9 protein-coding genes are annotated in these 12,101 nt (G+C 64.2%); 2 read left to right on the top strand and 7 right to left on the bottom strand.

Annotated features, from left to right (window positions below):
• Positions 1-71: 71 nt before the first annotated feature.
• The 4 genes from recO to O3303_RS17980 all read right to left on the bottom strand — a co-directional run bounded on the left by recO (position 72) and on the right by O3303_RS17980 (position 4,429).
• Complete coding sequence (recO, locus tag O3303_RS17995) at positions 72-788, bottom strand: DNA repair protein RecO (protein ID WP_269559751.1); 717 nt, start codon at positions 786-788, stop codon at positions 72-74.
• Between the two features lie 137 nt (positions 789-925).
• The gene (porZ, locus tag O3303_RS17990) at positions 926-3,238 is read right to left on the bottom strand and encodes a type IX secretion system anionic LPS delivery protein PorZ (RefSeq protein ID WP_269559750.1); all 2,313 of its coding nucleotides are present in this window, start codon (positions 3,236-3,238) and stop codon (positions 926-928) included.
• 58 nt (positions 3,239-3,296) lie between these two features.
• The gene (locus O3303_RS17985) at positions 3,297-3,920 is read right to left on the bottom strand and encodes a thymidine kinase (protein WP_269559749.1); all 624 of its coding nucleotides are present in this window, start codon (positions 3,918-3,920) and stop codon (positions 3,297-3,299) included.
• Positions 3,921-4,099: 179 nt separating this feature from the next.
• Positions 4,100-4,429, bottom strand: a complete 330-nt coding sequence (locus tag O3303_RS17980) for a 2Fe-2S iron-sulfur cluster-binding protein (protein WP_269559748.1) — start codon at positions 4,427-4,429, stop codon at positions 4,100-4,102.
• Between the two features lie 36 nt (positions 4,430-4,465).
• Here O3303_RS17980 and O3303_RS17975 point away from each other — a divergent pair, with 36 nt between their 5' ends.
• Together O3303_RS17975 and O3303_RS17970 are read left to right on the top strand one after the other, a co-directional pair.
• A complete protein-coding gene (locus tag O3303_RS17975; RefSeq protein ID WP_269559747.1) occupies positions 4,466-5,677 on the top strand; it encodes a DUF8457 domain-containing protein in 1,212 nt (403 codons plus the stop codon).
• Between the two features lie 140 nt (positions 5,678-5,817).
• Positions 5,818-6,873: a hypothetical protein gene (locus O3303_RS17970; RefSeq protein WP_269559746.1), complete on the top strand. Its 1,056-nt coding sequence runs from the start codon at positions 5,818-5,820 to the stop codon at positions 6,871-6,873.
• Positions 6,874-6,935: 62 nt separating this feature from the next.
• On the opposite strand, the gene O3303_RS17965 is transcribed toward O3303_RS17970, so the two are convergent.
• The 3 genes from O3303_RS17965 to mrdA all read right to left on the bottom strand — a co-directional run bounded on the left by O3303_RS17965 (position 6,936) and on the right by mrdA (position 12,029).
• Positions 6,936-8,555, bottom strand: coding sequence for a hypothetical protein (locus tag O3303_RS17965; RefSeq protein WP_269559745.1), 1,620 nt, complete (start codon positions 8,553-8,555; stop codon positions 6,936-6,938).
• A gap of 204 nt (positions 8,556-8,759) precedes the next feature.
• Positions 8,760-10,064 (bottom strand): rod shape-determining protein RodA, encoded by a 1,305-nt coding sequence (gene rodA, locus O3303_RS17960; RefSeq protein ID WP_269559744.1) that lies wholly within the window; start codon positions 10,062-10,064, stop codon positions 8,760-8,762.
• Positions 10,065-10,190: 126 nt separating this feature from the next.
• Positions 10,191-12,029 (bottom strand): penicillin-binding protein 2, encoded by a 1,839-nt coding sequence (gene mrdA / locus O3303_RS17955; RefSeq protein WP_269559743.1) that lies wholly within the window; start codon positions 12,027-12,029, stop codon positions 10,191-10,193.
• Between the last annotated feature and the right edge of the window lie 72 nt (positions 12,030-12,101).

Below are 12,101 nucleotides of genomic sequence, written 5' to 3'. Positions count from 1 at the left end.
ACTACCGAACGTTTCCGTTCTGACGTCACAAGGTCCTTTGCAAGCTCAGGATGACAGGTATTCCAACAACCTCACTCCGCCAGCACTTCCGACAGAATGGCCAGGGAGCGAACCTCGCCCAGGTGCTCGACGTGGAGCTGATAGTAGCGGATAAGCACGGCCAGCAGCTCGCGGCGGATACGGCCGTTGGGAACGGCGGCGTGCGCGGGGTCACGTAGCAGCTCGTCAAAATAATGGTCGAATTCCTGCAGGCGCAGCACGGCAGGGCCGCCGCTCTGGTTGGTGTGCAAGGTCGCCGCGAAGGCTACCTGCGTCGTGATTTCCTCGCCCCGCTCGGCCCCGAAGCCCAAGTAATGGGCCAGCTGCAGCAGAAACGTGAGCGTGAAGTTCTCGGTGCCGCTCTCCTGCTGATCGAAGGCCAGCAGGCTGTCGTGCAGAAACTGGAACAGCGGCTCGTTTTCCTCTTCTTCCTTCACCGTGTGGCTCAGGATTTCGGAAAGCACCAGCGCCACGCTGCTCTTCTGCACGTCGTAGGGCAAGTTGCGGTAGGGCTCGGCGCAGCGGAACTCGGAGAGGCGCGTGAGGCCGCCAGTGCGCGAGGTGTAGGCCACCAGTTCCAGCTGCGTGAGCGGCTGAAACAGCGCAATCCGGCCGGGCGGCTTGGCTTTGCGCACCCCGTTCACCACGTAGCTCTGCACCCCCAGCCGCTCGGTATATACCCGCGCAATAATGCTGGTTTCGCGGTACTTGATGTAGCTCAGAACGATGCCGCGGGTTTTGATGAGCATGGCCAGATGGGTTGATGATGTACGTATTAACCGTCATGCAGAGCGGAGCGAAGCATCTCGCCAGCGTAGTAATTCTACCACCCTGGCGAGATGCTTCGCTCCGCTCTGCATGACGGCCTTCTCAATTTTTACTTGTCCTACTGCTCCACTACGGCAATCTTGCTCACGCAGCCGTTCTTGCCGTCGGCATCCGACGACAGCACCAGGTACACGCCCGACTGCACCTTGCGGCCGTTGTAGTCGGCCAGGTTCCAGATGACGGTACCGCCGGTGGCGGTGGTCTGGTAGACGAGCTTGCCCGTCACGTCCGTGATTTTGACGATGCCGTTGTTGGCCAGCCCCGACACGCCCACTTCGCCCGTGAAGTTGGTGCGCACCGGATTCGGCGACACCCTGGCGCAGTCCTTGGGCGCGCCTTCCGTGATGGTAGCCGAGCCGCGGTACGACACCACGCCGCCCGGCGTCGCCACGAAGACCTCGCCGGTTTTGTCGTTCACAGCCACATCCGTTATCTGATTGCTGGGCAGCGGGCTGTTTTCGGTGGTGAAGTGCAGCAGCATCTTGGTGGCGTTTTCGTCGAACAGCCACAGGCCGCGGTCGGTACCGAACCACTTGCGGTTGGCTCCGTCGATGGCAATGGAGCGCACCACTTCCTCAATCAGGGTCGGGAAACCGTTCAGGAACGGCGTGGTGAAGACCGGATTGGGGGTGGAAAACGCCGAACTGGGGTCGTCGATGAGGGCCACGCCTTTGTCGGTGGTGGCCCAGATGGCGCCGCGGCGGTCCTTGGCCAGCGCAAACACGATGTTGGACGGCAGGCCGTTGCCCTGCGTGAAATACACGGGCACGCCTTTGTTCACGTCGTCGTAGGCCATCAGGCCGGTGCCGTCCTTGCGGGCCTGCGTCACCCACACCGCCCCGAAATCATCCAATACCAGCCGATCGAGATTGTCGAAGCCGGGATAGAACGGTGCGGAGCGCCAGGTATCGGTGGCAGGGTTCAGCACATGCAAACCAGAGCGGCCGCGCTGCAGCGTGTGGCGCGAGGCCACCCACACGTTGCCCTCGGCCGACACGGCCACGTCGGTGACGCGGGTGTAGGGCGCGCCGGGAATATCATTAACCAGCGGGCTGTTGGCGGGCGTGTACTGCTTGAAGTCGCCGGGGCCTTTCCAGCGCAGCAGCCCGTCGCCGTAGCTCCCGATGTAGAGCGTACCGTCGGGCGTACGGGCACCGCGGGTCAGGTCCTTAAGGTTGGGGTAGTCGGCGCGGTTGGGGTAGGCTTCCTTGGTAATGTTGGTCCAGCGGCCTTCTTTGAACTCGTAGAAGCCCTGAAACTGCTCGCTCTGCACATAGGAAGCCGTATTGAAGCCGCCCGAAAACACGTCTACGGTATTCTGGCGCGCATCGGCCAGCAGCCCGAAGGCCTCCTTGCTCTGCGGCGCATTCGGCATAAACTGCTCGAAGGTAGTGCGGTCGGTAGTGCGGAGCAGGCCGCGCTGCTCGTCGGCCACGTAAATGGCGCCGTCGCGGCTGCGCAGGGCATTTATGGGAGCCGGCACGGCCGCATTGCGCAGCACCGTGAGGGCATTGGTGGCCGTATTCATCAGCGACACTTGGCGGCCATCAGTGATAAGCAAACCGGCCCGCGACGAGGTGAGGCTGCGGTACTGGTCGGCGTAGACGGTGGCCACCGGCTCCCAGGTGGTGCCGGAGCGGTAGCGCAGCAGCCCCCCGAAGTTGCGGCCGGCCAGCACCTGCCCGTTGTGCGTGACCAGCGTGCGGAACGTGCCGTCGGGCGCGGGCACGTCGAGGTTCCAGGAGCGGAAGTCGGCGAGATTGGCGCTCAGGCTGGCGCGCAGTAGGCCCTTATCGGTGGCCGCAAACACGAAGCCGCCCACGGTGGTGCTGGCGTACACCTTCACGGCCACGCCCAGCGGCCCGATGTTGGCGTAGGTGTCGCGCACTTCCAGCCGGTTCATGTCCAGCACCAGCAGGCCGAAGTCGCAGGCCAAGTAGGCCCGGGGGCCGTTGAAGTGAATGTGGTTGACGGTTTTGGCGCCTGACAGCTGCTTGCGCTGGATGTCGCTGACGTTGCGCACCCGGCCACCGTCGGGGCTGAGCAGGTCGAGGTTGGCGTCGCGGTAGGCCACCAGCAGCTGCTGGCTCACCGAGTCGTAGGCCAGGGTTTGCACGCCCACGCCGTTGAGTCCGTCGCGGCGCGAAAGCAGAGCGGTGGTGCTGGTTTCCTTATCGAAGTAGTAGAAGGCGTTTTCGGCGGCCACGTAGATGCGCGGGCCGGTGTCGGCCAGCACCCGCGAGCTGCTGGTGGGCAGGTGCAGCTGCCAGTCGCCGTAGCCTACGCTCTGGGCCTGCCCGGCGGCCGGCGCGGCCAGCAGCCCGGCAAATAGCATCGTACCGAAACCTAGCGTGCGTAGCAAACGAATCATGGGCTCAAGAATAGCGGAGTAAGGAAATGACCGGCTGCATAACGCCCGCCGCGCGCAATTAGTGCTTGTGCGAAGCGCTGGTTTCGTGCTGCGCCTTGTCCTGCATGCCGTCCAGAAAACAGGGCCGGCAGCGGGCCTCGTAGACATCGGTTTCGCCAAGCAGAATCTTGTCTTCGGAAGCCGCCATGCGGAACGAGTACGACGCAATTTCGCCGCAGCACACGCACACGGCGTGCACCTTGGTCACGTACTCGGCCACGGCCATCAGGGCGGGCATGGGGCCGAAAGGCTTGCCCAGAAAGTCCATGTCGAGGCCGGCCACAATCACGCGGGAGCCACGGTTGGCCAGCTGCACGCACACGTCGATGAGGCTGTCGTCGAAGAACTGGGCTTCGTCGATGCCCACTACGTCACAGCCGCCGGCCAGCAGCAGGATTTCCTGGGCCACAGGCACCGGCGTGGAGCGGATGCTGGTGGCGTTGTGCGACACCACGTTTTCCTGGTGGTAGCGGGTATCGAGAGCGGGCTTGAAGATTTCGACGTGCTGGCGGGCAATCTTGGCCCGGTTCAGCCGCCGGATCAGCTCTTCGGTTTTGCCCGAGAACATGGAGCCGCACACCACTTCAATCCAGCCGCGGCGGGCGGCGTCACGGCCATTGCCGACGCGGGGTTCAATAAACAACTTCGTAGAAAGTAACGGGGTGACGGAGGACCTGCGACAGGCAGCTGGGCAAACGCCGACGGGCAGCAAAGCCGCCCAGTTCGACAGCCCAAATTACGACTTTAGCGCCGGAAGCCACCACGCTTTGCCGGCAGACTTTCATACTGCTTTCTGTATCCAACAGGTAATCAGGCGTTCCGCTAGTCTGCGGAGTATTGCACGTGTGGCAGCTGCAATGCAGCCGGCACCCGGCCCGTTATATGGCCTTCCGGCAGCTGCGCCTGGCAGGTGAGGCGCTCAGTTTCGAGCAGGCGGCCGGCGGCCCGGTAGCGCAACTCGGCGGCGGTGGGCGGCGTTAGGGCCTCGAGGCCGCTCGTGACGAGCAGGCGGCAGGTGGTGCAGCGGCCCTTGGCGCCGCAGGCGTGCATCCAGTCGTGGCCGGCGGCTTGCAGGGCCGCGAGCAGCGTGGTGCCGGTGGGCACGGGCACGGCCGAAGCCGCAGGCATGTTTTGCACGGTGAGCGTAGGCATTTTCCTTAACTTTCTGGCCTGAATCAGGTGTTTTCGATGAACGACAAAGATAGCGCGACCTTTCGCGAACAATACGGCCGCCGCCTGGCGGCTCAGCTCTGCGACCAGCACTTCGGCGCCCGCCCCACGGCCACCCTCGACGGGCCGGCGGTGTTGCGCTTCACGCCCATCCGGCAGATAAACCTGTTTGTGGTGCAGCAGCTGCTGGCCCAGTGGACCCAGGAAATGGCCCGCCTGCGCAGCCCCTACTTCGATTTCGAGGCCGACGACGTGCGCCAAGCCCTCACCCAGTTCATGAACACGCTGTCCAGGCGTATCAAGCTGGCGCGGCCCACCTTCGAGCCGCTGCTGGCCCGCGCCGTTACGGATACGCTGTCCGTGCTGCTGAATCCGGCCGATACTTTCGAGCAGAAGCTGCTGGGCACCCAGCCCGCCGCTACCCCCGAGCAGCTGCGCGACGCGCTGCGCTACCTCGACGTAGACAAGCTGTTTTACCAGGATTTTCTGGAGTCGCTGCCCGCCGGCACGCCCCACGACCGGGAAACGCTGCTCAAGCGGTTTGCGCTCTACCAGGAAGCCAACTACAAGCATCATCAGCCGCTGGAGAAGCTGGTGGCGGAGTTCAACGAGCTGCTGCCCCTCACCGAGGACGAGCTGCGCGGCAAGCCGGCGGCCGTACCAGCCGCCGCGCCGGTAGCAGCTCCGCCGGCAGTTCCGGCTCCTGCCGCTGCCCCGGCGGCGCCCGTGGCTGCGGCGCCGACACCCGCGCCCGTGGCTGCGGCGCCAGTGGCAGCGCCCACTCCCCTACCGGTTGCGGCGCCGGCTCCCACGGCCAGCCCGGCCGCGCCGACAATGGCACCTCTCCCGTTCAGCACCGCAACTACGGCCAGCACCGAGCCGGCCGCCGTGCCGCTCTACGAGAAGCTGAAAGCCGGTCAGCCGGCGGCCACTTCGCTCAGCGAAACGCTGCGGCCGGAACGCCCTGCCTCCACCTTCGCCGACCAGGCCCCGAAGGTGGAAACGCTGCGCGAGGCCATTTCCATCAATCAGCGCTTCAGCTTCATCAATGAGCTGTTCAGCGGCGAAAACATGGAATACCACGCCGCCATCCAGCACCTCGACACCTTGCCCGACGCCGACAGCGCCAAGCGCTACGTCACCCAGGACCTGGCCAGCACCCACGACTGGACCCGCAAAGACGAGCACGTCAGCAAGCTCCTCAAGCTGATTGACCGCAAGTTCGCGTAGGGCCATTTCAGACCATGATTTAGGAACGTCATTCCGAGCGGAGCGAGGAATCTCGCCAGTGTAGTAATGCTACCACACTGGCGAGATTCCTCGCTCCGCTCGGAATGACGTTCTTTTTACCCCGCTAACCTTTCCGTTTTATGCCCGACTTCTCCCCTCTTCTCCTACGCTGGCGGCGGCTGATGCTGGTGTATCTGCTGGCGCTAGGGGTGCTGGCCGGGCCCGCGTACACGATGTACGTGCACTACGACTTCTCGCACTCCCTGGACACGCGCAGCTACCTGAGCATGGCGCGGGGGCAGTTTGAGGGCGTGAGCGTCACGCGGCGCTACCGGGTGCTGGTGCCAGCCGTGGCGGCCGCTGTGGCGTGGCCGCTGGAGCAGGCCTACGCCCGCGTGTGGCCCCAGCGCGCCACCTCCGACTGGCCGCTGCGGCTGGCCTTCTACTTGGTGAACATGGCGCTGCTGGCCGCGGTGGGCGTAGTCGTCTTTGAAACCTGCCGGCTTTACGAGGCTACTCCGACCGCCGCCGCGCTGGCCGTGGTGGCGGTGCTGTGCAGCCGTTGGGCCGTGTACATTGCCGGCCTCCCACTCGTGGATAGCCTGTATATGCTAGTATTCGCGCTGGCTTTTTATGCGCCCCGGGCGCAGTCGGCGGGGGCAATGGTGGCGGTGCTGCTGCTGGGGCCGCTGGCCAAGGAGTCGTTTGTGTTTCTGGTGCCGTGGCTGCTGGTGTTCGGCCGGCCGGCGCTGAGTTGGCCCCGGCAGCTGGCCGCGCTGGCGCTGGGCGGTGCCATAGCCCTGGCAGTGCGCTACTGGATTGATGCCCGCATTGGGGCGCCGCCCGCGGAAAGCGTGAGCAACGCCCTGGACCACGTGCACAACCTCGTATACTCGCTTCGCCGCCTGCTTTCGGTGAAAGGCGCCGGCGAGTTGTTCAGCATCTTCGGCTTCTTCTGGCTGATGTTGCTGGCGGGCTGGCGCGGGCGGCGGCACTGGCTGGCCCAGTTGGGCTGGCCAGCGGCCGGGCTGGTGGCGGTAGTGCTGGCGCACATGTTTCTCTCCGGCGACCTGGGCCGGATGGGCTACCTGGGCGCGCCGGTTTTTGGGGTGGCCTTTGCCGTGGTGCTCACGCACAAGCCGTGGCTGCGCAATGGCACGCCGCCTTCCGACAAGGCTGGCAGTGAAACGATGTAAGGCCGAAATTCCTGCTGGATTGCTGGCCGATGGCGCCAGAAGAGCACAGGCTAAAGCCTATGCTACTGCACCCGCGTCAGATACACCCACCCAAACGCCGTAACCATCGAATCGACGCGCACGAGCCGGAAACCCCGCAGCAGCTGGCGCTGGGTGGCGTCATCGCCCTGGGTGAGGCGGGCCCGATCGAGGAGGCGCGGGCCATACAGGGCATCGGTGTACACAGGCTGGCCGGCAGCCTGGCAGCGCCGCAGCCACGCCCGCAGCCCGGCCGCCGACTGGCCGGGCCGCTGCACCAGCAGCGCCGGGGCCGACAGAATGGTGGGCGGCCCCACCGGCCGGCCGGTGCGGTAGTGCAGCTGGTTGAGCAGCAGGTTGGGGTCGGATAGCAGCCAGAAGGCCGTGGGTTCCTGCTCGATCCGGGTTAGCAGCGGGGTCGTGTTGGTGAAGCGCAGCAGGAACGCCGGCAGCAAACCAAACGTCAGGTTCCAAAGCAGCAGCGCCACTCCCGCCAGTACTAACGCCTGGCCGGGCCATGGCTGCCGCACCAGCAGCAATGCCAGCAGGGCGGGCAGCATCACCAGAAACTCGGCGTTGCCGGCTGCCCAGAGCGCACAGGCCAGATGCAGCAGCAAAATCAGCAGGTGCGTGCGGTGGAACGTGCGGAATAACTCAGGCAGCACAGCGTCGGTGCCAACTGGCGCTGCTAGCTCATGTTCCGCAACAGCATATTGCAAGCGGCGGGCAGCTAACCTGGTTCGGTAGCTGCGCCAAATTCGCCAGCCGGCCATCAGCATCAGCCCCACACAGAGCAGGGCAACGCCCGCCAGCAATGGCCAGCGCTGCAGCAGCGCCAGCGTGCTGCCGTGCAGCTGCCCGAAGGTGCGCACCACGCTCACGCCCATCAGCAGCAGCGTCCGGCCCGAAGGCGCGGCGCCGGCATGGCCGTGGTAGAGCTCATAGAACACAAACTCCCAGAAAGCCTGCAACGTGAACGGCAGCTGCCACGACGGCAGCGCCGCCGCATACGCCACCGGCACCAGCAGCGCCGGCAGTCCGTACCACACGGCCGCCACCCAACGCCCTGCCGGACGTGCCCACAGTAGCCCCACCAGCAGCCCCAGCCACCAGAACGCATGAATCTGGTGCAGCAGCGCCGCCCCGGCCGCCCACGCCCCGGCCGAAAGCCAGCCGCGCCGACCGGTTTCGCCGGCCGCGGCGCGCCACCAGCTGCGGCTGGCCAGCAATGAGAGCAGCAGCGGCAGCACGTAAGTTTCGTTTTCGGTGGCAAAGCGCAGCATTCCGAACGAGCTGCCTGCCAGCAGCAGCCAGCCCGCCACCGGTGCCCCCGCCCCGCCCACGCGCCGCAGCAGGCTCCGCAGCAGGCTCCGCAGCACCAGCAGACTGCCCCCAAACGCCAGCGCGTTCAGAACTTTCAGAGCCGCCAGCGTATCAAAGGTGGCCGGCAGCAGCTGCGCCCAGAGCCAGCCTACCACGTTGTAGAGCAAATGGTGCGGCAGCAGCAGCTCGTGGCCGTGGCGCACGCAGGCGGCGTAGTACCAGGCGTCGGGCGTGGAGTTGCGGGTGGGCAATAGCAGCGCCAGCCCCGTGAGCAACAGCACCACCGCCCACTCCTGGGGTGCCGGGGCTTGCTGGCTGAGGGCTGATTGACGGGGCTGCATGCGGAGGTTTTGGTGGCGAAAGTAACACCAAGCTCCCGCTTGGTACCTCGTTGCTGAATCCCGCGTTGTTCACGACCAGTAGCAGCTACATCGTTCAACCACGCACCAAGCGGGAGCTTGGTGTTACAGACAACGGCCGCAACTTTGCGCGCAGCAAAAGCTGCGCGCAAAGTTGCGGCCGTTGAACGTCAACCCGAAACTCCCTTAATACCGCTCCAGATCCTGCTTGCGGTAGGCATCAATGCCCAGCAGGATGAAGAGCAGAATGGTGAACGACCACAGCGAGGAGCCGCCGTAGCTGAACAGCGGCAGCGGGATGCCCACCACCGGCGCCAGCCCGATGGTCATGCCGATGTTAATGGCGAAGTGGAAGAAGAAAATGCTGGCCACGCAGTAGCCGTAGGTGCGCCCGAATACCGATTTCTGGCGCTCCGCCACGTACAGCACCCGCCCCAGCAGCGCCATAAACAGCACAATCACCACGGTGGTCCCGAGCCAGCCCCACTCCTCGCCTACGGTGCAGAAAATAAAGTCGGTGCTTTGCTCGGGCACGAAATCGAACTTGGTCTGGGTGCCCTGCAGGAAGCCTTTGCCGGTGAAGCCGCCCGAACCGATGGCAATCTTGCTTTGCGTCACGTTCCAGCCCACGCCCAGCGGGTCGGCGGAGGGGTTGATGAGCACCTCAATGCGTTTGCGCTGGTGGGGCTGCAGCACGTTGTTGAAGAAGAAGTCCACCCCGAACACCATCCCAATCACCACCGCCCACACGCCCAGCGACACCGGCAGGTGGTGGCGCAGCACCTTGCTGTTTAAGGCCAGCACCGCGCCCAGAATCAGGGTGAAGGCGACTACCAGCCACAGCTTGGGCACCAACAGCGCCAGAATCAGGATGACGGCGGCGGCGGCCAGAATCACCAGAATCAGCGGCGACATACCCTCGCGGAAGTAGGCCAGCAGGAAGGCGGCAAACACCAGCGCCTGCCCGGTTTCGTTAGCCGCCATAATCAGCAGCGGCGGCAGCAGCGTGAGACCCGCCAGTACAGCCTGGTCGCGGAAATTCTGCTGGCGCAGGTTGATGCCGGCCATGTACCTCGACACGGCCAGCGCCGTCACGAACTTGGCAAACTCGGCCGGCTGCAGCCGCATCGGCCCCAGCTCCAGCCACGACCGGGAGCCGGCGATAGGCCGCGCAACGAATGGCGTGATGATCAGCAGCAGAATCATGCCGCCGTAGAGCACGAAGGCAAACGTGTCGTAGGCTTTATAATCAATGACGACCAAGACCACGATGAGGATTACAGACGCGCCAATCCACAAGATCTGCTTGAACCAGTTGAAGGCCATCAGCTCCTGAAAGCTGAGGTTGCCGAACAGGCTGCCGTTGGTGGGCGCGTCGGGCGAATAGCTGGCGGCGTACACGCTCACCCAGCCCAGCAGCACCATCAAGGCATAAATCCCGACGGTAACCCAATCAATGCTGCGCGAATATCTGGCGGGAGAAGCGGACATGATGAATTCAGAGGGCGGCTGTCATGCTGAGCTTGTCGAAGCATCTCTACCGTTAGTAACTCATTCGTTACAACGAAGCGGTAGAGATGCTTCGGCAAGCTCAGCATGACGTTCTTTTTAATTGACTTAGCGTTTTCGAATAAAGCTTTCGGCGGGGCGCTGTAGCCAGGTTTCCCAGCGCTTGCGCCACGGAGCGACGTCGCCGCGCAGGTATTTTTCCATCATCAGGGCGGCCATGGGCGCAGCGGAGGAGCCGCCGAAGCCGGCGTTTTCGATGAAGACGGCAATGGCAATCTTGGGGTCTTCGGCGGGCGCGAAGGCGGCGAAGGTGGCGTGGTCGGCGCCGTGGCGGTTCTGCACGGTACCCGTTTTGCCGGCCACCGAAATGCCCACGTCCAGCAAGGAGGCATTGTTGCCGGTGCCGCCGCGCCCGTCTACCACCTGCTGCATCCCCGGCACAATGGTTTCAAAGTACTGCGGATCAACGGCCGTGACGTGCCGCTGCCGGTACTGCGGCAGCGGGCCGCCCGTGCCAATGCCTTTCACAAAGTGCGGGGTGTAGAAGTAGCCGCGGTTGGCAATGATGGCCAGCATATTGGCCATCTGCAGGCCCGTCACGCCCATTTCGCCCTGCCCGATGGCCAGCGAATAGATAGTGCGGAAGTTCCAGCGGTGAAAGCCGTAGGCTTTGTCGTAGAAGTCGGAAGTCGGGATGAGGCCTTTCTTTTCCTGCGAAATGTCTACGCCCAGCTTGTCGCCCAGCCCGAAGGTCATCACCTGCCGGCGCCACTCGCTGTAGCCCAAGCGGGCATCCTCGAAGCGGTTGGTGGAGCGCCCGCGCAGCACGGCCGAGCGCATCACCTGGTAGAAATAGGGGTTGCAGCTGTTCTTGATGGCAATGCTGACGTTGTGCGGATACTCGTGGCGGTGGGTACAGCGCACCAGCTTCCAGTTGCAATCAAACGGCGTCTGGGGCGTCACGACGCCCATTTGCAGCGCCACCAGCTCGTTCACCAGCTTGAACACCGAGCCCGGCGGGTAGGTAGCCATCAGCGGGCGGTTGAACAGCGGCTTGGCCGTGTCCTGCAGCAGCTCCATGTAGCGGTTGCCCATCCCCTTGCCCGTCAACACCGACGGCTCAAACCCCGGCGCCGACACCATGGCCAGAATTTCGCCGGTTTTGGGGTCGAGGGCCACGATGGACCCGCGCTTATTCTGCATCAGCATCTCGCCGTATTTCTGCAGCTCGATGTCAATGCTGGTGTGCAGGTCCTGCCCGGCCACCGACAGCGTATCGTACTCGCCGTCGCGGAACGAGCCTTTCTCGATGCCGCGCACGTTCACCATGCGGTACTGCACGCCGCGCCGCCCCATCATCTGCGGCTCATAAAACGACTCCAGCCCCGAAATGCCCAGAAAGTCGCCGGGCAAGTACTTGGCGTACTTTTCCTTTTCCAGAAACGCCGGCGTGATGGCGCCCACGTAGCCCAAGGCGTGGGCCATGTTTTCGGTGCGGTAGGAGCGCGCCATGCGGGCCTTGATGCTGAAGCCCGGAAAGTCGATGAGGTTGTCCTGAATGGCGGCCAGCTCGGGCGTGCTCAGGTTTTGCACCAGCGGCGAGGCCTTCACGCGGGAGTAGGCGCGGGCCGTCTGCAAACCCAGGCGCACCTCTTCCAGCGGCAGCTGCAGCAGCTGCGCGAAGCGGGCCGTATCAAGCTGCTTGACTTCGCGCGGTACCACCATCAGGTCGTAGACGGGCATGTTCTGCACCAGCAGCTGCCCTTTGCGGTCATAGATCAGACCACGATAAGGTACCTGCACGATGCGCTGCAGCGTGTTGCGGTCGGCGGCCAGCTTGTAGCTGCCGTCGAGTACCTGAATGTAAAAAAGCCGGCCTCCAAATGTGAGGGCTACGGCCAGAAAAATAGCCAGCACCACAAACCGGCGCCCTTCGAGGTATTGCAAAACGGTGTATTCTGAGAGAAAAGCACTTACGGCCTACGAGCCGGATTCACAAAGGTAACACACTTATGGGGC

The organism is Hymenobacter canadensis (assembly GCF_027359925.1).
Lineage (GTDB): Bacteria > Bacteroidota > Bacteroidia > Cytophagales > Hymenobacteraceae > Hymenobacter > Hymenobacter canadensis.
The sequence above is the reverse complement of the archived record's forward strand: the minus strand, read 5'-3'. Positions and strand labels throughout refer to the sequence as shown.